Source organism: Bradyrhizobium sp. 2S1 (genome assembly GCF_011516625.5).
GTDB classification, from domain to species: Bacteria; Pseudomonadota; Alphaproteobacteria; order Rhizobiales; family Xanthobacteraceae; genus Bradyrhizobium; species Bradyrhizobium septentrionale.
On the sequence record NZ_CP147717.1, the window covers coordinates 7,304,363 to 7,325,892 of the forward strand.

A 21,530-nucleotide genomic window follows, 5' to 3' on the forward strand; every position below is an offset into this window, starting at 1 on the left:
CGAGCGCGCGTTTCCGCTATTTGTGCCGGCAAAAAATGCGCTACTGGTTTTTTGAAGCACAACAGCGCAGGCGAGGAATCTCAGATGAGCGATGATGAACAGACAGCCATGATCCGCGAGACCGTCGCGAGATTCGTCGATCGCGAGCTGATCCCGCTCGAGCCGCAATATCTGAAATCGAAACTGCCCGGCAGCGATCATCCCGAGCTCACGCCGGAACAGCGCAAGCGGCTGCGCGACGTCTCGAAGGAGCTCGGACTCTGGGGCCTCGATGCGCCCGAGGATCTCGGCGGCCACGACCTGCCGACGCGCACGATGGCTGCAGTGCACGAGGAACTCGGTCGCAGCTGCGTGCCCTTCGTGCTGCCGCCGGACTCGCCGAACCTGCGTATGCTGCAGGCGGTCGGCACCGAGGCGCAGAAGAAGAAATATCTGCAGCCCTATATCGAAGGCCGGATGGCATCGGCGATCGCGATCTCGGAGCCGGGCGCCGGTGGCGATCCCGCGGCCATGAAGACCCGCGCGGCGCTCGATGGCGAAGAGTGGGTGCTGAACGGCCGCAAGATTTGGATCAGCAATGCGCGCGCCGCCGACTTCATCATCGTGATGGCGCGCGTCGGCAGCGACCAGCGCCAGGGCGGCATCACCTCCTTTATCGTCGAGAAGGGCACGCCGGGATTCATCATCGAGCGCGAGATCCCGATGCTCGGCGGTGGCTCGACCTACGAGATCGTGTTCGAGGACTGCCGCATCCCGAAGGACTCCGTGCTGGGCGAGGTCGGCAAGGGCTATGCGCCGATGCAGCTGCGCCTGCGCACGCGGCGACTCGAGATGGGATCGACCTGCGTCGGCATCACCAAGCGCGCGCTCGACATGATGTGCGATCACGCCAAGCAGCGCGAGACGTTCGGCGTCAAGCTCGCCGAGCGCCAGGCGATCCAGTGGTGGATCGCCGATATCTCCACGCGGATGCATGCCTGCCGGCTGATGGTGCGCGAGGCCGCCGACAAGACCGATCGCGGTGAGGACATCCGCCACGAGGCCTCGATGATCAAGGTGTTCGCGACCGAGATGGCCTATGACGCCTGCGACCACGCCATGCAGACGCTCGGCGCGCTCGGCGTGACGCTGGAATTGCCGCTCAACGCGCTCTGGCAGAAGGCCCGTCTGATGCGGGTCTACGAAGGCCCGAGCGAGGTTCATCGCCAGTTGATCGCGCGTCGCGTGCTCGGCCTGCGCGGCGGCTAACGGTTATTCAGTCGTGACAGGCGTGGCCGTGCCCCGCCACCGTCTCAGGCCGCCCGCACGTCGGAGAGGAAGCGGTTGACCTGGCCGGCGAGGTCCTTGGATTGCGTCGAGAGCTGTTCGGCCGCGCCCAGCACCTGGGTTGCCGCAGCGCCGGTGTCGTCGGCGGCGCGCTGCACGCCGGAGATGTTGGAATTGACCTCCTGGGTGCCGCGCGCGGCTTCCTGAACGCTGCGCGAGATCTCCTGGGTTGCCGAGCCCTGTTCCTCGATCGCGGCGGCGATCGCGGTGCCGATCTGGTCGATCTCGGTAATGACGTCGACGACGCTCCTGATTGCGGTGACGGTCTCGTCGCTTGCGGTCTGGATCGCGGTGATCTGTTCGGCAATCTCCGTGGTCGCCTTCGCGGTCTGGCCGGCGAGCGATTTCACCTCCGAGGCGACCACCGCAAAGCCGCGGCCGGCCTCGCCGGCGCGCGCCGCCTCGATGGTGGCGTTGAGCGCGAGCAGGTTGGTCTGTGCCGCGATGCTCTGGATCAGCGTCACCACGTCGCCGATCTTCTGCGCGCCGTCGGCCAGCGAACGCGCGGTGTCGCCGGTGCGGCGGGCATGGTCGACCGCGCGCGCCGCGATCTCGGTCGAGGTCGCGACCTGGCGGGCGATCTCCGAGATCGAGGAGGTCAGTTCCTCGGTCGCGCTCGCCACCGTCTGCACGTTGGTCGAGGTCTGATCCGATGCGGCCGCCACGACCGCGGCCTGGCGGTTGGTGGCGGCGGCGGTCGCCGACATCGACTGCGCCGTATCCTCCATCACCGAGGATGCCGCCGACAGTCCGCCGACCAGTTCGGTGACCTTGGCTTCGAAGGCGCGGGTCAGATCGTCGAGCACGCGGGCGCGGCGCATCTTGACGTCGTTCTCGGCTTCCTTCTCGGCAGCGAGGCGATCGGCTTCGATCTTGTTGTCCTTGAACACCTGCACGGCGGCGGCCATGGCGCCGATCTCGTCGTTGCGTGCGGCGCCCGGGATAGCCTCGGCTACGTCGCCCGCGGCGAGACGTGACATCCGGCCGGTGAGGGCGGCGATCGGGTTGAGGATGCGGCGGCCGAGCATGACGATGAGGCCGGCGCTGACCGCAATGACCGCGAGCAGCCCGACCAGCGCAATCACGAAGCTGAACCGCGCCGACGAGTAGGCGCTCGCAAGGCCCTGCTCGGCATTCTCGTAGAACGCGTCGCGCACGGTGATGATGGCGGCGAGGCCGATTTGCGATTCGGGGTAGTAGGTGTCGAGGTCCTGCTCGTACTTGCCGGTCACTGCGCCTTCCTTGGCGAACTTCAGCGCCTTGCCGAACCGCTCGACGTAATCGGCCTGCATCTTGCCGAGCGCCGTCATGACGTTCGCTGGCGTTGCGGGATTGTTGCGCACTCCTGCAGCGTCGAGAGGATCTGCTCGGTGCGGCCGGTCGAGCGGTAGAGTTCCAGCTTCTCCTGATCGGTCGCCACACGCTTGGCGCCGACCAGCGCCTTGTGCAGGCTGGCGTTGAGGCCGCCGATGTCGCGCAGCGTCCAGGCGACGTTGGCATAGCTGGCTTGGCGATAGGCATTGCCGTCGAGGCCGGCGAGCCGGCGCACCTGCTCATCGAGCAGCGTGGTGACACCGGCGTTGAACACGGAATTGTCGGCGACGATCTTGCCGGCGGCCGCGCGGCGGGCATCGGCCGGGCCGGCGATTGCAGCCGTAATGGCGTCGCGCAGCCCGGCAAACTTCAGCTTCAGCGCATCGATCGCGCTCGCGACCGCCTCGCCGTCGTCGAGCGATCCCGGCAGGGCGGCGCGCACCTGGTTGACCTTGGCGAGCGCGTCGTCGGTCAGCTGGCGCTGACGGTCGAGTTCGGCGATCTGCTTCGGATCGATCGTGGCGGTGCCGAGCAGCAAATTGGTGGCGTAGCCCCGCTCGGGGTTCATGTAGCGCGGGATATCGCCGACGGCACGTACGATCTCGAGCCGGCTCTGCGCGGTCGAGATCTTGTCCATGGTCTGGTACTTGGTCACCGCGACATAGGCCGCCAGTCCGCCGCCGACCGCGGACAGTGAGACGATCGCGGCCGTCAGGAGAGTACCGATTTTCATGGGATGCGCGCCATTCTGGACGAGAGAGGGGAGGCCTCAACCGTACCTTGTGCGCATTAAGCTTGGGTTTACGATGCGCGAGCCGCGGCGCTTCGGGCTATCCATCCTGCCCGAAAGTCCAACCGTCCAAAAAGTTCAAGGCGCCGCCCCGCCGTGCGCGGCGTTCAGTGCTCGTCGTCGTCAGCGCCCTTGGTCGCAGAGCGATGTTGGGTCGCGCCGCCGGAGCCCGCCTCGCCGCAGGGCAGCTGGGTCCAGGTGCCGTCGGCGGCCTGCTGATAGGCCTGGCACCCGGCTGAAGTCGTGGTGGTGGTGGATTTGTCGTCGGCTTTCTGCCGCTCGGCACTCTTCGCCAGCGCTGGTGTTGCAATGGCAGCGATGGCGGCGAGCGAGCCTGCGAAAACCAGCCCTGCAATCCGCATGTCGGGTTCTCCTTCTCGAAGCGAATTCATATCCAGAAAAGAAATCTGGCGATTTTTGGGCCGCAGCGTACGGCCTGCGACGAATTGCTTAATGCCGGGAAAACGAGCCGGAATGCCGGTTAACATCTGCGCGTAGCATCGCAGGACGCTGTTGCCGCACCGTGCTAGGATCCGCCCCATCATGACCCACCGCATTCTCGTCTTCTACGGCTCCTATCGTTCGGATCGCATGGGCATCCGCCTGGCGCATTTCATCGTCGAGGGCTTTCGCGCCCGCGGCGACGATGTCGAGTTGATCGATGCCAAGGAGGTCGGCCTGCCGATGCTCGACCGGATGTACAAGGAACATCCCAAGGGCCAGGCGCCGGCCGTGCTCGAAACGCTCGCCGGAAAGATCCGCGACGCCGACGGCTTCCTGTTCGTCACCGGCGAGTACAATTGGGGCATGCAGCCCGGGCTGAAGAACCTCACCGATCATTTCCTCGAGGAATGGTTCTGGCGGCCCGCGGCGATCGCGAGCTATTCGGCCGGACGGTTCGCCGGGGCGCGCGCCGCGACCGCATGGCACGGCACGCTGTCGGAGATGGGCATGGTGGTGGTGTCGAGCACGATCAGCGCGGGGCCGATCGCGCAGACCCTGTCGGCCGAAGGCCAGCCGATCGGCGAGGGCGGCAAATCAATCGAGCGCGCCTTCCCACGCTTTGCCGACGATCTTGCCTGGTGGATGGAAGCCGCCAAGGCGCAGCGGGCGCGCAAGGCGCCGCCGTATTGAACCAGTCCTCGGAGTTCAGGGATCATGAGCCTTTTCACATCACCCTTCGATCCCGCGCGCGATGCCGCCCTGGTCACCGGCGCAGGCAACGGCATCGGCCGCGCCATCGCGCAGGCCCTGGTCGGCGAAGGCGTGCGCACGGTGTTCGCCGACCTGCATGAGGACAGGGTTTTGGCCGCGATCAAGGCTGCCCCGCGTCCGGAACTGGCGGTGCCGTGGGTCGGCGATCTCGCGCAGCGTGAGGCGTGCGACGCCCTGCTGGCGCATGCGCACGGCACGGTCAGGCAGGTGACGCATTTCGTCCACAGCGCTTCGCCGCCGCGGCGCGAGGCCGATCATGCGATGGCGGTCGATCAAGAAACCTGGCGGCAGATGCACGCGGTCAATCTCGATGCCGGCTTTTATCTGTCGCGCGACCTGGCGCGCAGGCTGATCGAGGCGAAGACGCCGGGCTCGTTCCTGCTGCTCACCTCGCTGCATGCCGGCACGCCCCGCAATCTGCCGCATTACTCGACGGCGAAGGCCGGCATGGCGATCCTGGTGAAGGAGCTTGCCAAGAGCTGGGGCCGCTATGGCATCCGCGTCAACGCCCTGGTGCCCGGCGCGATCGCAGCCGGCGGCTTCGTCGCCGATCCGGCGCTCGCGAAGCACATCCCGCTCGGGCGGCTTGGCCAGGCCGACGATCTCGCGCCGATGGCGCTCGCCGTGCTGTCGCACAAGCTCTCCGGCTACGTTACCGGCGCATCGATCGTGGTCGACGGCGGCCTGTCGCTGACCAACTGGTTCGCGCCGCCGGAACTCGACTGAGAGTCGAAGTTACTCCTTGGTCCTGATGTAGCCCGCAAGCCGCGTCTTTTGATCTTGGCACCAAGTCGTCATGCTGCCGGCGCGGCGCTGATCGAGGTCGGTGGTCTGGGTTGCGATCGCAACTTCGGTCATCAGGTCGTCGGGCTGCTTCTCGCCCATCTTGCCACCGGTGTGCATATAGGCGATCGCCTTGCGCACCTGCTCGGTGGTGCCGTCGGGGAGGTGCATGTCCTGCGCCCGCTGCACGAGGTCCTGATAGACCAGATCGGTGCCGGGGCACTCGACCTTGGCGGCAAAGGCCTGCAGCACCATCGTGACATAGGCGGCGCGCGGATCGGCGTGGGCAGGGGTTGCTGCGACAATCAGGCCGCCGATCAGCAGAGCGTAACGCATGGAATTCCTCCGAAGGTTTTGGACGTTTTTTACTACGCTAGCGCCCAAGGGAACCGACTGCAACCCACAGGACACAGTCGCTATAGGAACCGATCAAACAGCCGTGTTCCAGATGGCGCTGCCACGATTTCAGCACGATTTCGGCAGCATCTGGCAAAAGTTAACGCAGGGGAGAATGATCGTGTCGAAGTTGGGGCTTGCTGCTGTGCTGGTGGGTTCGCTTGCACTTGGCGGCTGCATGCAGGCGACGCTGTCGCCCGTGACGGATGCCGCGATGACGCCGCGCGATCGGCAGTTGCTGGCGCATCCGCCCTATGCGGACGCCAAGATCCCGGATCAGTTCCAGCGCCACATTGTCGATTACACGCGCCGCGAGCAGCCGGGGTCGATCCTGGTCGATACCGACAAGCGCTACCTCTATTACGTGCTGCCCGGCGGCAAGGCGATCCGCTACGGCGTCGCCGTGGGCGAGGAGGCGATGGCGTTCTCAGGTGTCGCCACCGTCGGCCGCCTCGCCGAATGGCCGGATTGGGTTCCGACCAAGGATATCCAGGAGCGGCTCGGGCCGTATCCGGCGCGTGTCGCCGGCGGACCGGCCAACCCGCTCGGCGCCCGGGGCATCTACCTCTACCAGGGCAACAAGGACACGCTCTACCGCATCCACGGCACCAACCAGCCCGAATATATCGGGCAGGCGATCTCGTCGGGCTGCATCCGCATGAACAATCCCGACGTCATCGATCTCTACCAGCGGGTCAAGCCGGGCGCGACCGTGGTCGTGCTCCCGCCGGGACAGAGCGCGTAATTCGCATCGTGTGATGAGTGGCGGCCGATCGCGTATCGCGATCGGCCGCCGTTCTTTTCAATCGCCGGCTGGCCTTCAGCGCAGCGGCATCGGCGGCCGAACGACGGGGCCGCCATCATCGGCATCAACCACGCTGGACTGCTGCTGCGGTTGCACCGGCCGTGGTGCCGCAGCCTGCGGTGCGGCCGCAACCGGCGCCGGCAGCGGCGCTGCCGATGCCGGCGGGGGCGGCGGCGGGATGTAGGCCTGGGCCGGCCGGCGCACCGGCGGCGGGGCAACGGCCACATGGGGTGCCGCCGGCGGCGGCGTGATCGCGGCGCGCGGACGCGGCGCGACCGGCCGTGGTTCGACGGCCCGGGTCTCGGTCGTCCTCGCGACACGCTGCGTCAACTGATCCTGGCCGGCCTTGAGCTGATCGATGCTGGTCTTGAGCTGCTCGATCTGCTGTCCCATCGACGCCAGATCGCGCGCCATCGACTGCAGCAACTGCGACTGGTCGGGTGCGGCTCCGGCTGGCGCTGCCGCCGGGGCGGCGGGCGCAACTGGCACCGCTGCGGCCGCCGGGGCTGCGGCAGGTGCGGGCGCGGCCGTGGCGATGTCCTGTGGCGCAGCGGCCGGAGCGGCCGCAGCCGACTGATCGGCGGCAGCCGCTTGCGCGGGTGGGCTCGCCTGGTCGGGAGCGGGAGTGGCTCTGCCTGGCAGCAGCGACGTCAGGGCCTCGACCTGGGGCGCGTACTCCGCCACCACCTGCTTGACGCGATGTCCGTAGTGTTGCCACGCCGCGGTGCCCATGGCGCCGGCGATCGCGAACACGAACCAGAAGGCGCGAATCGCCCATTTATTGGTGGAGCGCGGCGCGCGCTCCAGTCTGATGTCGTCAAGTCTGCCGTCATGGCTCGCGGCGCTGTACTCAGGCGCGGCCGGTGCCGGCGTCATTGCTCCCGGCGTGACTGGTGGCACCGAGGCGACGGACGCAATCGGCGGCGCCGATGAGGGCGCGAGCCTCGGGCCGAACCACGGCTCGCGCTGCTCCGGCGCTGCCTTGCCGTCCTGTGCGGCGGCATCGTCCTTACGTGCCGGTGCGAAGCTCGGCTCAATCGCGAAAATATCGTGCGGATCTGCGTCTTTCAGTGTGGATTGCATGGCGGTCCCCGTTTCAGTCCAAGGTCAACCGCAAATGGGCGGCCGGCAAATTAACGCTCTGTATCGACCCCTGACCCTGTCCCCACGACTCCAGTCCGGTTTGACCAAAGCAAGGCGAGAGGGTGGAGAGGTTGGGGAGTTTCGGGAACCGAAGCCGGAGGCAAAGGGGGCACGAGCGTCGACGTGCACTCGCGAGGGGCACCGGACTGCATTTCCGGACTGAATCTCCCTCGGTTGTGTGGCGTATCCACCACAGCCGAGGGGAAATCGGGTTACGTGCGGCACGTCTGACCGTGTTCCGCCACCGTTCCGCCCCGTTTGGATTCGGCTGATAGGCAGCTGTTGGATTTTCGGCTTGGGCTGGGGCGCAAGTTGGGGGTGCAACATGTCACGCGACGATGCAGTCATCTCGTACGTCGGCGTCAAACGCAGCTCGCACTGTGCTGCGCCCTCGATGCTGTTTGCGCATGCCCGAAAGCCGCTCAGGCTGTTCGCCGTGGTGATCGGCGCCGCCTCGCTCGCGGCCTGCGCGCAGTCCTCCGTTGTCAGCCAGCGCTCACAGGCGCTCGCGAGCCGGCCAGCCTCGATCGAGCCGACACGGGCAGCATCCTCTGCGCCACGCACACGTGTTGCAGCTGCGCGCAGGCATACGCCTTACGCCTCGCGCAAGACCGGCGACACCAAGATTGCGTCGCACGGCGTCGCGAGCTTCTACAGCGAGGCGCAGCCAACCGCGAGCGGCGAGAAGTTCGACGGGCGCGAACTGACGGCCGCGCATCCCACGCTGCCGTTCGGCACCAGGCTGCGCGTCACCGACGTCAAGAGCGGCCGTTCCGTCACCGTGCGCGTCAACGATCGCGGACCCTACGTTCCCGGGCGCATCGTCGACGTCTCCTATTCCGCCGCACAGTCGCTCGGCATGGTCGGCAAGGGCGTCGCCAATGTCAGGCTCGACGTCGTGCAGTGAACGGCGTGGCAGAAGCCAGGTTCGGGATTTTTGCCAGCTCGATCGGGAAAAAGTCCCGGCATTTCGCGCGCTTTAATCCTGTTGTCCGAATTTGCGCAGCAAATAGAATTGTTGCCGCTACTTCCTCGCGCTCTCCATTTCCAGGCGCGTGGATTTCTACCCAATGAACCTTCCCCGCCTTGGCGTTGTCCCTCCAAGGCGGGGTTTTTCCTTGAGGTCTGCTCGCTGCATCAGTCGATGGGCGGATCCGAGCCATCTCCGGAAAGTCCTGGCACATGCCGGATATGCCGACCATGATGGGAAAGTTGGCGTAGGCGCGACCGCACGTTGCGTGCTGCCATATCCTGCGCCATCGCTTTCACCAAATTGTCACGCTCCCGGCGAATTGCGGCCCAACGCCGCTGCCAACACACCACCGAGCAGAATGCGTCGGCGAGGGACAAGCGTTGGCCTACAAGATGATCGCAGAACGCGAGAACGAAACGGTCAGGATCGAGCGGGAGAGCACCTTTATCATCGTCGCCAAGGCGAAGGTCTGGGCCAGCGAAGGATGGCAGGTCGTGATCACCGACAAGGACGGAAAATCATACCCGCCCGAGGAGTTCGACAAGCTGCTGGCGGCGTGAGGTTAGCGCTGCGCTGACACCAGCATCATCATCGGGCGTTCGAGCTCGTCGGCCAGTTCGGGCAGGGCCTTGATCTGCTCGCGCGTCGGAGAAAATTCCTCGATATGGCGTAGCGTGAAGCCGGCGCCGATCAGCGCGTTGAGCGTGGTGCCGATGGTACGGTGATATTTCAGCACGCCCTTCACGTACCAGTCGGTCCGGCGTTCGCCTTCGATGAAGTAGCGGTTGACCGGCCAGGTCTTGCGGCCGTCTTGGTCCTGCCCCCAGCCCGGATGGGCGGGCGCCATGTAGATCGGATGCTCGATGGTGAAGACCAAGTGCCCCTCCGGAACGAGCGTGCGATACAGCATGCGCGCCAGGCGATCGAAATCCCTGATGTAGTGGAAGGTGAGGGCGCTGTAGGCGAGATCGTACGTGGCCTTCGGCAGCTCGAGCGTTTCGAGGTCGGCGATCTCGTAACTGATGGCCGGATCCTGCGTCATCGCGGTGGCGCGGGCGATCATGTTCTGCGACAGGTCGACGCCGAGCACGTCGGATGCACCTTGCTCGCGCATCCAGCGCGACACCCAGCCGAAGCCGCAGCCGAGATCGACCACGCGCTTGCCGGCGATATCGGGCAGCATGGCGCGGATCGCGGGCCATTCGGGCGCGCCGAGCAGTCCGCGGACCTGCCGCGGCAACTGGCTGTAGCCGGCGAAGAAGCCGGGATCGTCATGGATGTTCTGCGCCATGTTCGCGGCACTCGTGTCGGTCGGAGTGATCTCTCTGTAACCGCCGGCGCGGCGGGTGGGAACCGCCGAATCCGTCGAGTTCGGCGGTGATCCTGGAACCAGACAGCGCGTTCGGCGGTTTTAAGGTCAGCGCGCGGGGCACGCGGTCGCGCCTGTCCCCGCGGCATTCGGCAGCGGAGGAGCGCGTCATGATAGCCGAGACGCAAATCCACACTATCGCGTGGCAGATGTTGCAGACGTACGGCCCGCAAGCGATCGCCCAGGCGGCGCAGAATGCCGTCGACTGCGAGAGCAAGGGCGAGACCGAACAAGCCCGGGACTGGCAGCTGACTGCCGGAAACGGCGATGGCTGATCGAATGACCCGGCGCTGCGCGCCGCACCATTCGGTTTGCGAACTCCGCAGCGCCGCTTGCCTTCGCCGGAAATTCCGGGAACTCTGTTCAGGCAAGCCGCAGACAAATTTGATTTGGGGAATTCGCCATGACCTTCTCACTCTACGACGCGACCGTTGCCAATTACCTGCAGGTCCTCGGCGCCGCCACGGGCTTTCTCGACAAGAGCCTGGCGCATTTCAAGGAGACAGGCATCGATCCGGCCGAGATCGTCGAGACCCGGTTGTTTCCGGATATGTTGCCGTTCCGCTTTCAGGTGGTCTCGCTCGCGCATCATTCCCGCGGCGCGATGCAGGCCGCGAAGAACGGCGTGTTCGCCCCGCCGTCCGGCAAGCCCGATCTGGATTACGCCGGGCTGCAGGCGCTGGTGAAGGACGCGCACAGCGAATTGTCTGACCTGACGCCGGATGCGGTCAACGCGCTGCTCGGGCGCGACATCACCTTCAAGGTCGGAGAGCGGTCGATGCTGTTCACGGTTGAAGGATTCCTGATGTCGTTCTCGCTGCCGAATTTCTTCTTCCATTCGACCACCGCCTACGACATCCTCCGTCACAAGGGCGCGCCGCTCGGCAAGCGCGACTTCATCGGCCGATTGAATCTGAAGAAGTGACCGGGCCTCGCACCGGCCGGTCTTGAACGGGGAGATGTCCGCCGCGCGCTGCCGTTCGCTGGTATATACAATCTTAGATAGTGAATCCACGTCACGGTTGTGGCGCGGTCCGAACCATGCTATAAATCTCAGGTAGTGCGATTGATAGTTTCAACTCAATTGCTGACCGCCGGTGAAGGCGGTTCGGCGGCGCTTCGTCGTGCGTGCTTGAACGCCGTTGGCCGGACATGTTCGGGGGCCTCTCATGAAGACATTGCTTGTCGGAATCGTGCTGCCGCTGCTGGTCGCAATGGCAATCGTGGCGTCGCCGTTGCGGCCGGTTGCGCAGACCCAGTCCTCCTATCAGCCGCAGGCGCAGTTCTGTGTCAGCGGCAACACCGGCGCGCTGTGCTCGAAGCTGCCGGCCTATATCGGCCCGGATTCGCGGCTCGGACTGACCGTCGGTTACAACGGCCTCTATGGTGATCCGCCCCGGAGTGCATCCGAGGATGTGCAGACGCCGTTCGACAACATGGCCTGGCAGATGTTCGTGGCGCTCAACTGGGCGGCAGGCGGCGTCGAGCAACCGGCCGCGCAGGGGCTGACGGCGCCGGGACCGCGGGTCTGGCAGACCTATCCCAAGGTCAGCGCGCTGTTCGGCAATTCGAAGGTGAGGGCCGGCTGCCCCCAGGCGCTTGCCCTGCCGATCTTCTATATCGGCTCCTACGGCAACGGTAAGCCGGCGCCGAACAACGAGGAGTTCCTGCAGGCCTCGACCAATCTGCCGCTGATCGATGTCAACGGCAACTGGACGCTGTTCGAGCGGCGCGTCAATGCGATCGAGGCGTCGTATCTGCGCGCGCCGCAGGGACTGTCGGCGCAGACGCTGACGACGCGCGACGGGCAGCGCAATTTCATCAAGGCCAATCCGAAGGGCGCCGATTTCACCGCGTCGGCGTCGATGCCCGACGGCAAGAACGGCTCGATCGAGATCAAGGCGGCCTGGCGCATCCTCGATCCGGCGAAGGACGACGCGTCGAAATATTACACGCAGAACATCCTGCTCGCCGTCTCCGGCGATCTCGTCCGCAACGGCAAGCCATTCTGCCGCAGCGAGAAGGTGGGGCTGGTCGGCATGCATATCCCGCAGCGCAATCCGTTCGTCGAGCAGAACAAGACGCTGCTGCCGCAATGGATCTGGGCGACCTTCGAGCATGTCGACAACGCGCCGCTGGCGCAGGCGCCGTGCAACGTGTCGAACGGCTGCGGCAGCGCCACGTCGCCGACCTACTGGATCAACAAGCCGAGTTGCGGCCCGGCGGCAACAGCGCCCGGTGCGCATTATTCCTTCTACGACCCGGCGCAGTCGGGGCTCGGCACCAATATCGCGCCGCAGGGGCTGCTCGGCAATTCCCGTGGAATCCGACGCGGCCCTATGCGCACGGCGCGACCAGCCAGGCAACGGCGATACCGCAGGCGGTGCGCTGCTGGCAGATCTATCCGACGACGACGGTGTTGAACGAGCAATGGCGGATGGCGCTGGGCTCGCTGAAGAGCGTGTTCCAGAATTACATGCTGATCGGCACACAATGGGGCGGGCAGCTCGAACCGCCGACGCCGCCGAATCCCGTGCCGGCCAATGCGGTGCCGGGCATGCTCTCCAACACCACGCTGGAGACCTACATCCAGAACTACAATGGCAGCGATCCGAGCCTGCCGGGTCCTGGCTCCTGCGTCAGCTGTCACAACTTCGCGACACTGGTCGACAACAAGACGTCGGCCAATTTCAGCTTCCTGCCGAGCCTGGTCGACCCGGTCGCCGGGCGCAGCATGATCAGGACCGCGCGCTGACCGGTGCGGTCCTTAAGGCCTCAAGCGTGCCGGCGCTAGCCGATCCGGCGCCACCGCGGCACCGGATCGAGCGGCGTGCGGTAGAGCTCACGCCGGTCGATGTCGGTGACGCGCACGGCACAGCCGCGTGCCTTCAGCTCCGGCTTGACCTGCGACAGCTCGCAGGCGAGCTGGTCGGCGCGATCAGAGGCGAGGCTGATGTCTTCGAGGATGATGGTTCCTTGATTGCGGAACTCGTCCCCCACCACGAGATCGAAGGTGTAGTACGGCATTCCGAAGTCTCCGTTTCGGTTTGCATCACAGGGTAACACTGAGTCGTGCATTCCCTAAGATGCGTGGCGCACAATCGTCGGGCGATCGCGCAAAAACGGTGTGCAGCACATCCAGCACGATGAACGATCAAGCACGCGTCGCACGGCGAAGGAGTCCTGTGAGCCAGCTCACCGCCATGCCGTTAAGATTTGATTAAAGCTGTCGTCGCAAGCTTGGGCCCAAGTGGAATGGCAAGTGGAATTGCGGCGGAACCGGGCTCCGGGAACCGGCAGCTGCAGGAGAAGGCCGGTGGCGTAACGCCCGCCGGCCTTTTCTCGTCGCGGACGCCGTTCTCGTCGCGAACGCCCTGGAACTAGTCGCGCAGCGTGGCTTGCCTGGCGCGGCATTTCGGACCGGGCCCGCGCATGTAATACAGCTCGGGGCGATAGGGGTGGCAGACGCTCTCGATCAGCGCCAGGCAATCCGCAACGAGGCGGGCGAGGCGGCGGCGCAGGGGCTGCAGGGCAAGTTCCATCGATTTCATGACATGCCCTCAGTGCAGCTCGCCGAGCACGGCAGTGAAGGGCAGGTCGAAGATCTCGGTGCCGATATCGTCGGTGACGTGGACCGCCCAGTTGCGCCAGTCTTCCGCGCTCGGTGTCATCATGTAGCTGCGGGCCAGCTGCTCGGCATACACGCGCACGTCCGTCAGATCCATCGCGGTGCCGATGCGATCCAGGATCACGTGCTTGTCGTCGGAGCAGTGAAAGAAAACTGCAGACATCTTCCAATTCCCATGCCGAAGCGATTCTCACGCACAAAAATAGCAGTGCGCGTGGGCACGGAGAATCCGGGTCATCCCCCATCGGTAAACTACGGGGATTCCTGACGATTTGAATCACGCGGCCGTGATTGGCGGTTAAGGTTAAAAGATCGGCTCACCGACCGCCACCTCGCCGCGCGGGCCGAGCACGATCACCCTGCCATCTGCGTCCTTCGCCCCGAGAATCAGCAGTTCCGAGGTGAAACCAGCGATGTTCTTCGAACCGAGATTGCAGACGCACACCACCAGCGAGCCGAGCAGCGCCGCCGGCTCGTAATTGGTGATCTGCGCGCTCGACCACATGATCCGATCAGTGCCGACGTCGACGCCGACCTTGTAGGAGGGATTGCGGGCGCGCGGAAACGGCTGCACCTCGACGACCCTGCCGATCCGGATATCGAGGCGGGCGAAGTCGTCGTAGCTGGCTTGCGGCTTGAGCGGGACCATCAGCGCTCCTGGAAGGCGAGGCGGACGCCGAGCGCGATATAGATCGTGCCGACAACACGGCCCTGCCATTGCCCGATGCGGCGATGCCGCCTGATCCACGGGCTGATCTGGCCGGCGGCGAGCGCGAGCAGCGAGGTGTAGGCCGCGCTCATCGCGACGAAGATCAGGCCAAGCGTCGCGAACTGCGCCACCGCCGAGCCGTGGCCGGAGTGGACGAACTGCGGCAGGAAGGCGAGGAAGAACAGCGCGGTCTTCGGATTGAGCATTTCCGCCCAGATCGCCTGCCGGAACGCGCGCCGCGGATCGACCGGCTGCGACGCCGGCAGATGCAGCTCGTCATTCTTCTCGAACAGAGCGCGGACGCCGAGCACGATCAGGTAGATCACGCCGGCATATTTCACGATCGAGAACGCCAGCGCCGAGGTCATCAGCACGGCCGACAGGCCGAACGTTGCCATCGCGGTGTGGACGAGGTCGCCGAGCGCGATGCCGAACCCGGTCGCGACGCCGACGCGTCGCCCGCCGGTCGCCGAGCGCGCGAGCACCAGCAGCACGGCCGGCCCGGGAATCAGGAACAGGCCGAGCACGACGGCGGCGAAAGTGAGGAGGGTGGTGATATCGATCATCGGACGTGTCCCGGATGTCAGGCAGCGGAAATGGCGATCGCTGCGAAGCGTGGCTTCGGATCAAGCATCACGTCGGCGCTTTCGACAATGCGCATTTCCTCGGTTCCCCTCTGCGCCGTACGCTGCAGCACGCCGTGGATGCCTGACGCGGCATGGCTCAGCGCGTCCGGTGTCGCGAGGCCGCGCACGCGGGCGGCGACGAACAGGGCGGCGAACAGGTCGCCGGTGCCGGACGGGCTGATCGGCACCCGCGGGGTGCGCACGCGCCAGGCCCCAACGCTATCAGGACCGGTACGCTCGATCGCCAGCGTCTCGATCTCGCCGTCGGGTGTGCCGGCAAGCTCGGCGCTGGTGATGACGATGGTCGAAGGACCCCGCGCCATCAGCGCGCGGGCCTGCCCGATGACGTCATTGATTGTCGTGACGCGCTCGCCGCAGAGGAATTCGAACTCGAAATGATTGGGCGTGATGATGTCGGCGAGCGGGCAGAGCTGGTCGCGCACCAGCGGCGGAATGTCCGGTCGGACGAACATGCCGCGGTCGCGATCGCCGAGCACGGGATCGCAGCAATAGAGCAGGCCCGGGTTCGCGGCCTTGGCGCGGGTGACGAAATCGGCGACGTCGATGGCGATATCGGCCGAGCCGAGATAGCCCGACAGGATCATCCGCGCGCTTTCCACCGCGCCGCGCTCCTCGATGCCGCGCAAGAGGTCGGCGACCAGCTGCACGTCGAGCACCCGGCCGCGGATGGTCGGATAGCCCGGCCGGTTGCTGAGCAGCGTGGTCGGCACGGCGACGACATCGATGCCATGCAGCTGGATCGGAAAAATGGCGGCGCTGTTGCCGACGTGGCCCCACGCGACCTGCGACTGGATCGAGATGACGGTCATGTCCTCGGCATCACCCGAACAGCGCGGCATAGATCACGTAGAGCCAGCCCAGGATGCCGTGGATGATCGCCCACAGGATCGAATGGTTGTTGGTGTAGGAGATGGCAATCGCCAGCGCCGAGCCGAATCCCACGCCATATTTCGCACCCTCGACGCGGACGCCATAATATCGATTGCCGTTCATAGTGGTCCTTCCAGCGGGAGGGCGTGAGACTGGTGACAGCGTAACCCGCCGATATCAGCGAGTTCAACGGCGGATCGCGCCTTTGCGCGGGGATGACGGGGTAGGTTCGGATTCGAATGTCAAACAGCTCGTTCGGTGTCATCACCCGCGGATGCGGGTGATCCAGTATTCCAGAGGCTCTGGTGCTTGAGCCGAGAGGCCGCGGCGTACTGGATCGCCCGGACGAGCCGGGCGATGACAGATGTGGATGAGAATGCAGCTTCGTGTTCGTCGCGCGACTTTCTCCGCACACTCCACCGTCGTCCCGGCGAAGGCCGGGAGGTGGATTCACACTCGAAGTGCAACACTTGGGAGAAGGCCTCGGCGGGAGTTTGGAAGTCAAGAGATTTGCGCGGGGTGTTGTTGTAGGCGTTGAAGGACTGATGGAAGCGGCGGGTCGGGAGGGTTGCGAGGTCGGTTTTGCGCGGGATGAAGCGCCGCATTCGACCGATCGCATTCTCGATGCCGCCCTTCTGCCAGGGCGCGTGCGGATCGCAGAAGAAGGTCTCGATCGCGAGGCGGTGCAGCGCCGTGTGGCAGGCGAACTCGGTGCCATTGTCGAAGGTGACGGTCTGGCACAGGTCCTGTGGCAGGGATGCGAACAAGCGAACGAGATGACGGGCGACCCCGCGCGCAACCTTGCTGGCGAGGCGGATGCCGAGCAGCAGGCGCGAGGTGCGCTCATGCACAGTCAGGACGGCCTGACCGTATTTGGAGAACATCATCAGGTCGGCTTCCCAATGACCGGGAGTGCTGCGATCGGCGGCCTCGATAGGCCGTTGATCCAAGGAAACACGGCCTTCGATGAAGCTTGCGGGGCTGCCGCCCTTCTTGCCGCGGTAACCGCGCTTGCTCTTGCCGCGCGGCAGATAACGCCGCCAGCTGAAGTCCGAGGTGCGTCGGATCTGGGCGTAGATGAAGCGGTAGATGGTCTCGTGGGAGATCACCTTGCGGCCGTGTTCGCGGGCCAGCCGGCCGGCGACCTGCTCGGGCGACCAGCCCCGACCCAGGCGTTCCAACACCGCACGGCGCAGGCCGGGCTCCCGTTCGAGGCGTACGCCCGTCCAGCGCCGTGCTCGCATCTGTTGCTGGGCATAGCTGGGTTTGTAGCCGACCTGGACGCCTCGATTGCGGGTCAGCTCCCGAGAGATCGTTGATGGCGAGCGATCCAGAGCTGCCGCGATTTGCCGGACCGAGCTGCCATTGGCCGAAAGCCGGGCAATCTCGCATCGCTCGTCCAGGGATAGCTGCTCGTAACTCCGCCCCATCGCAACACCTCCTCAAGGAAGTGTTGCACTTCGTTTGTGAACTCAGGGGACCCATAACCACAGGGTTGTGTTGTTGGAAACAGGCTGTTGCCCCAGCGTCACGCAACAATCGGCATTTGTGGTTGTGGGTCCCGGCCTTCGCCGGGACGACACTGAATTTGTTGCGCCACTTGTGAGCCACACATCTGCATTCTCGCGACATGATTTGTCCGAGCCTTGCATTTCGTTTCACCCTCCTCAAATCAGAGGGCGCAGGGAAAGCGGGGTGCCGATCGCACCCATGGGTCCCGTGCAACAAAAAGCACGGGAGGTAGAACCACAGGTGTAACCGGAGACTCCGGCTTTCCCTGCGCGATGGTTTTACGGCTTACTTCGTGCTCTCCCCGGCGAGACTTGGCTTGTTTGTCACCGCCTTCGCAAAACGCTGTCGCGCTTTGCTTGGGGACGCCGGCCGCTAGGGCGTCAGGACCACACGACTTCACCGTTCGCTTCACACGCATTCGTCGACTGCGCGCTCGGCGTCCACCGCATCTCACCGCAACACCCGTGACGATCGCGAAGCGCCCCTCGATCGGGTGAGACGGGGCAATTGAACATCTGAGTTGGGTGAAACGCCAAGCGGAATATTTTCTTATGCCGATATTGACAGGTTTTGCTGAGTTGCCCGTCGGGTTGATTTGTCGCAGGCGGCGCAACCGGATTTGATTTGCGACCCCTGTGCCGGGGACCTCGCCGGTCACGGTCCGATCAACCGATTGTGTCGGATCGCAGTGGAAGAGGATGCGCGGTTCGACCGTCCTGTATCCAAACGCTTGCCCCATGGCGTCGGAACCAGACGGCGGTCGATCATGGCGTGAGCGCGAACCGATCGGCAGGCGGGCGAGCAATGCCCCGGCGTGCCTGATACAACAGGAGCAACTCATGATCAGGATCAAACACATCGCGGCGGGATTGGCCGCTCTCGCCATGCTGACGACATCGGCAATCGCGCACGAGGCGCCGGCGGCCGGGCCATACGCGTTCGCGAAGGGTCATGCCGGCGCCGCTGCCGCCAGCCACTGGAGCGGCGGACCTCCGCACATGGCGGCTCCGCGCTTCGGCGAGTCCGAGGCGCAGCCCCGCGACCTGCCCGGCGGCGTCTGCGATGTCGGCGACAACGCGATGATCTGCTGAGCCTGATGATGCATGGCGGTGATATCAGGCGAAACTCGCGCTAGCCTTGGTGGGTCGTCTCCCTCCAGCCGCGAGCGCCGCCGCCATGCACATCCTGCGTCCCCAGTTTCGCATCGAGCAAGACCTCGCGCTGGCCTTTGCGGCGGCGCGCGGCTTCGGCGCCATCGTCGCTGCCGATGCGCGCGGCCCGCGGGCCTCGCACGTGCCGTTCGTGATCGAGCGGCGCGACGATCGCGTGATCGTGCAGATCCATCTCACCGCGAAGAACCCGCTGGTCGAGCTTGCCGACGGTGTCAGGCGCTTCCTGCTGATCGTCTCCGGCGACGACGCCTATATCTCGAACGACTGGTACGTCTCGCGCGACAACGTCTCGACCTGGCTCTATGAATCGGTGCATTTGTCAGGCGTCGCGCATCTGCGCGGGCTCGACGAGAACCGCGGCCATGGCGATGCGCTGCTCGCGGCCTCCGAGGCGCGGCTGCCGAAGCAGCCCTGGGACCTCGCGCAGATGGAGCCCACCAAGCGCGAACAGATGCTGTCGGCGATCCGGGTGATCAATCTCGTCGTCGACGAGATCGAGGGCCAGTCGAAGCTCAATCAGCACAAGAGCGATGCGGACTATGTCGCGCTGGTCAATCGCCTCGCGGATGCGGAGGAGACGGCAAGCCGCCGGCTGGCCGCGAAGATGCGCGCGCTGCGGCCGGAGCTTGAATATGGGATTGCCGAGCGGCGCGTAGGGCGGGTTAGCGAAGCGTAACCCGCCGTGGTCGCGTCGTAGACAGATGGCGGATTACGCCGGAGCCTGTCATCGGGCCGCGCTTCGCGCGGACCCGGTGGGCTAATCCGTCCTACAAAGTGCATCTGCATCGAGGCTGCAAACGTGTTGTTAACGAATGCGTCGCGCTGAGTTTTTCGATTCCGATTCGTTCTTTGCGAACAAAATGGAATCGGATGGGGAACGCAGTCAGGACGCGAACTGTAGGAAGCTCGTGACCTCGCTGTTGAATCGATCTTCCTGCTCGACATTGAGGATGTGGACGCCGGGCAACAGAACGAGCTTTGCATTGACGATCGTCGCGGCGATCTCTTCGCTGTGACTGGCCCGTGTGACGGTGTCGCTCTCGCCACCGATGACCAGGGTCGGCGCCGCAATCAGCGAGATTGCCCGGCGTAGATCGACATCGCGCAGGGCCGCGTAACATCCGGCAAGACCGCGCGGCGGGGTGGTCAGCACCATGTTACGGAATTCGTCGACGACCTCGCTCGGCTCGGCCAGCATCGTCGCGGGAAACCAGTTGCGCATGAAGCCGTCTGCGATTCCATTCATATCCGGAGCAGCCAGCACCGTGCGGATCTGCTCGTCGAACGACAGTTCCGACGCGAGATACGACGAGGTGTTCGAGAGGATGAGGTGGTGGATGCGTTCGGGCGCGAAGATGCCGAGCCACTGCCCGATGAATCCACCCAAGGACAAACCGAGGAAATGCGCCCGCTCGATCTTGAGGACGTCGAGCAGTTCGACGACATCTCGGCCAAGGCGGTCCAGCGAATAGGCGCCCGCGGGCGCGTCCGAACGGCCGTGACCGCGGGTGTCGTAGCGGAGAAGGCGAAAGGATCGGCTCAGCGCCGGCACCGAACGATCCCACATGTGCAGGTTGGTGGCGATCGAGTTCGAGAGCACGAGCACCGGCCGGTTGTCAGGACCATCGATCCGGTACGCAATCCGGCAGCCGTCCCCCGTCGTGAAGTGCTGATCGCCGCTCATCTCAGTAATCCCTTCTGCTGGTGGAAGCCGACGGCTTCGCGTCGAGCCAGGCTAGGACTCGCCCTTGCGAGAGAAAATTACTAAGATTGATCAATCCCTGTAGGGTTTATGGACAATGGATCGCATCAAGCTCCACGATTTGCGCTGCTTTGACGCTGTCGCGACGAAAGGCAGCTTTCAGGCCGCCGGAGCCGCCCTGAACCGATCGCACCCATCGGTGTTCGCGGCGGTCGCCCGCCTCGAGCAGCAGCTGGGCCTCACGCTGTTCGATCGCAGCGGATACCGCGTTGGGCTGACGGACGCCGGTCGGACGTTTCACGAGCGTGCGCAGATGACGCTGCGCGAACTCGATCTGCTGCAGACCTATGCTGACCAGCTCGTCCGCGGAGAAGAGCTTGTCCTGCGTGTCATCATTGGCGACCTGTGCCCTCGGCCGCCCGTCCTGCAAATGCTCTCGCGGTTCTTTGCCCGGTACCCCAAGACGCGCCTGCACCTGGAATATGAGGCTATCGGGGGGCCTCTGGAGCGCTTGATCGAAGGTGACGCCGACCTCGTGTTTCATCGTGCGGACCCGTCAGATCCGCTCTTCGAACAGGTCAAGCTCTCAACCACGGCAATGGTGCCGGTTGTCGCTCCCGGGTTTCTGTCATTTGCGCGGACGCGTGAGATCACGCCGGAGCGGATGCGTCCCTTCACGCAGTGCGTCATTCGCGACACAGCGCGGCAGTCGTCGTCAGAGAGCTTCTTCCTGATCGATGGGGCCCATCGATGTACCGTGCCGGACCAGGTGATGAAAAAGGAGCTGATCCTTCACGGTCTCGCTTGGGGTCATCTGCCCGCGTGGCTGATCGAGGATGAACTCGAGGACGGCAGACTGATTAGCATCGCTGGACCGAATCTTCCGGGCCGCGAGGAAAATCTGGCGGCAATCCGCCATCGCCAACATTCGCACGGACCGGTCGCCGAAGCGCTTTGGCTTTACCTCGAAGGCTGGCGGCTCGCCCGGCGCGTGGGGCGGGCCGACAAACTGGTCCGCGCAAAGCGCGGCCGATGACACTAAAGCGCGATGAGTCTCAGGTTGTATTCGTCATCGCGCTTTAGCCCCTTGTTTGAGCATGATCTTTTCGAAAGATCGCTTCGCACTTTTCCGGATCATGCTTTAGCCGTAACTCGCCGCAGTCATCCGCGGAGAGG

General features: G+C 64.9%; 25 protein-coding genes and 2 pseudogenes. 13 read left to right on the forward strand and 14 right to left on the reverse strand.

Annotated elements, in window-relative coordinates:
* Positions 1-84: 84 nt before the first annotated feature.
* Positions 85-1,248 carry an acyl-CoA dehydrogenase family protein gene (locus HAP54_RS34400; RefSeq protein WP_166294809.1) on the forward strand — a complete coding sequence of 388 codons (1,164 nt, stop codon included), beginning with the start codon at positions 85-87 and terminating at the stop codon, positions 1,246-1,248.
* A 44-nt stretch (positions 1,249-1,292) separates the two neighbouring features.
* On the opposite strand, the pseudogene HAP54_RS34405 reads toward HAP54_RS34400, so the two are convergent.
* Together HAP54_RS34405 and HAP54_RS34410 are read right to left on the reverse strand one after the other, a co-directional pair.
* Positions 1,293-3,373 (reverse strand): annotated as a pseudogene (locus HAP54_RS34405) (methyl-accepting chemotaxis protein).
* 164 nt (positions 3,374-3,537) lie between these two features.
* The gene (locus HAP54_RS34410) at positions 3,538-3,987 is read right to left on the reverse strand and encodes a hypothetical protein (RefSeq protein ID WP_312022793.1); all 450 of its coding nucleotides are present in this window, start codon (positions 3,985-3,987) and stop codon (positions 3,538-3,540) included.
* Between HAP54_RS34410 and HAP54_RS34415 the strand changes: the two genes are divergently transcribed.
* Positions 3,974-4,564 (forward strand): NADPH-dependent FMN reductase, encoded by a 591-nt coding sequence (locus HAP54_RS34415; protein ID WP_166294811.1) that lies wholly within the window; start codon positions 3,974-3,976, stop codon positions 4,562-4,564. The genes HAP54_RS34410 and HAP54_RS34415 overlap by 14 nt on opposite strands.
* Positions 4,565-4,588: 24 nt before the next feature.
* Entirely contained in the window at positions 4,589-5,371 is a 783-nt protein-coding gene (locus tag HAP54_RS34420; RefSeq protein WP_166294813.1) for an SDR family NAD(P)-dependent oxidoreductase, read from the forward strand.
* A 9-nt stretch (positions 5,372-5,380) separates the two neighbouring features.
* Here HAP54_RS34420 and HAP54_RS34425 read toward each other — a convergent pair whose 3' ends face one another.
* Complete coding sequence (locus HAP54_RS34425; RefSeq protein ID WP_029082214.1) at positions 5,381-5,764, reverse strand: hypothetical protein; 384 nt, start codon at positions 5,762-5,764, stop codon at positions 5,381-5,383.
* Between the two features lie 175 nt (positions 5,765-5,939).
* On the opposite strand from HAP54_RS34425, the gene HAP54_RS34430 reads away from it, so the two are divergent.
* Entirely contained in the window at positions 5,940-6,569 is a 630-nt protein-coding gene (locus tag HAP54_RS34430; RefSeq protein ID WP_224741651.1) for a L,D-transpeptidase, read from the forward strand.
* 75 nt (positions 6,570-6,644) lie between these two features.
* Here HAP54_RS34430 and HAP54_RS34435 read toward each other — a convergent pair whose 3' ends face one another.
* Entirely contained in the window at positions 6,645-7,712 is a 1,068-nt protein-coding gene (locus HAP54_RS34435) for a hypothetical protein (RefSeq protein WP_166294815.1), read from the reverse strand.
* Positions 7,713-8,097: 385 nt separating this feature from the next.
* On the opposite strand from HAP54_RS34435, the gene HAP54_RS34440 reads away from it, so the two are divergent.
* Both HAP54_RS34440 and HAP54_RS34445 read left to right on the forward strand, forming a co-directional pair.
* Complete coding sequence (locus HAP54_RS34440; RefSeq protein WP_166294817.1) at positions 8,098-8,679, forward strand: septal ring lytic transglycosylase RlpA family protein; 582 nt, start codon at positions 8,098-8,100, stop codon at positions 8,677-8,679.
* Between the two features lie 446 nt (positions 8,680-9,125).
* Positions 9,126-9,305, forward strand: a complete 180-nt coding sequence (locus HAP54_RS34445; protein ID WP_029082211.1) for a hypothetical protein — start codon at positions 9,126-9,128, stop codon at positions 9,303-9,305.
* Positions 9,306-9,307: 2 nt separating this feature from the next.
* On the opposite strand, the gene HAP54_RS34450 is transcribed toward HAP54_RS34445, so the two are convergent.
* Positions 9,308-10,036 carry a class I SAM-dependent methyltransferase gene (locus tag HAP54_RS34450; protein ID WP_166294818.1) on the reverse strand — a complete coding sequence of 243 codons (729 nt, stop codon included), beginning with the start codon at positions 10,034-10,036 and terminating at the stop codon, positions 9,308-9,310.
* A gap of 86 nt (positions 10,037-10,122) precedes the next feature.
* Here HAP54_RS34450 and HAP54_RS34455 point away from each other — a divergent pair, with 86 nt between their 5' ends.
* The 4 genes from HAP54_RS34455 to HAP54_RS34470 all read left to right on the forward strand — a co-directional run bounded on the left by HAP54_RS34455 (position 10,123) and on the right by HAP54_RS34470 (position 12,869).
* Positions 10,123-10,389, forward strand: coding sequence for a hypothetical protein (locus HAP54_RS34455; RefSeq protein WP_166293424.1), 267 nt, complete (start codon positions 10,123-10,125; stop codon positions 10,387-10,389).
* A gap of 128 nt (positions 10,390-10,517) precedes the next feature.
* Positions 10,518-11,039 (forward strand): DUF1993 domain-containing protein, encoded by a 522-nt coding sequence (locus HAP54_RS34460; RefSeq protein WP_166294820.1) that lies wholly within the window; start codon positions 10,518-10,520, stop codon positions 11,037-11,039.
* A gap of 244 nt (positions 11,040-11,283) precedes the next feature.
* Complete coding sequence (locus HAP54_RS34465) at positions 11,284-12,537, forward strand: hypothetical protein (RefSeq protein ID WP_166294822.1); 1,254 nt, start codon at positions 11,284-11,286, stop codon at positions 12,535-12,537.
* Entirely contained in the window at positions 12,534-12,869 is a 336-nt protein-coding gene (locus tag HAP54_RS34470; RefSeq protein ID WP_166294824.1) for a hypothetical protein, read from the forward strand. Before HAP54_RS34465 ends, HAP54_RS34470 begins: the two co-directional genes overlap by 4 nt.
* Positions 12,870-12,904: 35 nt before the next feature.
* Here the strand turns inward: HAP54_RS34470 and HAP54_RS34475 are convergent, their stop codons facing one another.
* The 8 genes and pseudogenes from HAP54_RS34475 to HAP54_RS34510 all read right to left on the reverse strand — a co-directional run.
* Positions 12,905-13,141: a hypothetical protein gene (locus HAP54_RS34475; RefSeq protein WP_029082208.1), complete on the reverse strand. Its 237-nt coding sequence runs from the start codon at positions 13,139-13,141 to the stop codon at positions 12,905-12,907.
* A gap of 353 nt (positions 13,142-13,494) precedes the next feature.
* The gene (locus HAP54_RS34480) at positions 13,495-13,665 is read right to left on the reverse strand and encodes a hypothetical protein (protein WP_166293426.1); all 171 of its coding nucleotides are present in this window, start codon (positions 13,663-13,665) and stop codon (positions 13,495-13,497) included.
* A 9-nt stretch (positions 13,666-13,674) separates the two neighbouring features.
* Positions 13,675-13,905 (reverse strand): DUF6894 family protein, encoded by a 231-nt coding sequence (locus tag HAP54_RS34485; RefSeq protein ID WP_166204618.1) that lies wholly within the window; start codon positions 13,903-13,905, stop codon positions 13,675-13,677.
* A gap of 141 nt (positions 13,906-14,046) precedes the next feature.
* Complete coding sequence (locus tag HAP54_RS34490; RefSeq protein ID WP_166294825.1) at positions 14,047-14,391, reverse strand: tRNA-binding protein; 345 nt, start codon at positions 14,389-14,391, stop codon at positions 14,047-14,049.
* Positions 14,391-15,017, reverse strand: a complete 627-nt coding sequence (locus HAP54_RS34495; RefSeq protein WP_166294827.1) for a LysE family translocator — start codon at positions 15,015-15,017, stop codon at positions 14,391-14,393. The genes HAP54_RS34490 and HAP54_RS34495 overlap by 1 nt, the downstream gene beginning before the upstream one ends.
* A 17-nt stretch (positions 15,018-15,034) precedes the next feature.
* Positions 15,035-15,907 carry a pyridoxal kinase PdxY gene (gene pdxY / locus HAP54_RS34500; RefSeq protein ID WP_166294829.1) on the reverse strand — a complete coding sequence of 291 codons (873 nt, stop codon included), beginning with the start codon at positions 15,905-15,907 and terminating at the stop codon, positions 15,035-15,037.
* A 10-nt stretch (positions 15,908-15,917) separates the two neighbouring features.
* Positions 15,918-16,091: a hypothetical protein gene (locus HAP54_RS34505; RefSeq protein WP_166204622.1), complete on the reverse strand. Its 174-nt coding sequence runs from the start codon at positions 16,089-16,091 to the stop codon at positions 15,918-15,920.
* Between the two features lie 320 nt (positions 16,092-16,411).
* Positions 16,412-17,398 (reverse strand): annotated as a pseudogene (locus HAP54_RS34510) (IS30 family transposase); the annotation flags it as partial.
* Positions 17,399-18,319: 921 nt separating this feature from the next.
* On the opposite strand from HAP54_RS34510, the gene HAP54_RS34515 reads away from it, so the two are divergent.
* Positions 18,320-18,571: a hypothetical protein gene (locus HAP54_RS34515; protein WP_166294831.1), complete on the forward strand. Its 252-nt coding sequence runs from the start codon at positions 18,320-18,322 to the stop codon at positions 18,569-18,571.
* Between the two features lie 85 nt (positions 18,572-18,656).
* On the forward strand, positions 18,657-19,328 hold the full coding sequence (locus tag HAP54_RS34520) for an FMN-binding negative transcriptional regulator (protein WP_166294833.1): 672 nt from the start codon (positions 18,657-18,659) through the stop codon (positions 19,326-19,328).
* 207 nt (positions 19,329-19,535) lie between these two features.
* On the opposite strand, the gene HAP54_RS34525 is transcribed toward HAP54_RS34520, so the two are convergent.
* Positions 19,536-20,336, reverse strand: a complete 801-nt coding sequence (locus HAP54_RS34525) for an alpha/beta fold hydrolase (RefSeq protein WP_166294834.1) — start codon at positions 20,334-20,336, stop codon at positions 19,536-19,538.
* A 115-nt stretch (positions 20,337-20,451) separates the two neighbouring features.
* Between HAP54_RS34525 and HAP54_RS34530 the strand changes: the two genes are divergently transcribed.
* Complete coding sequence (locus HAP54_RS34530) at positions 20,452-21,390, forward strand: LysR family transcriptional regulator (protein WP_166294836.1); 939 nt, start codon at positions 20,452-20,454, stop codon at positions 21,388-21,390.
* Positions 21,391-21,530: the final 140 nt, after the last annotated feature.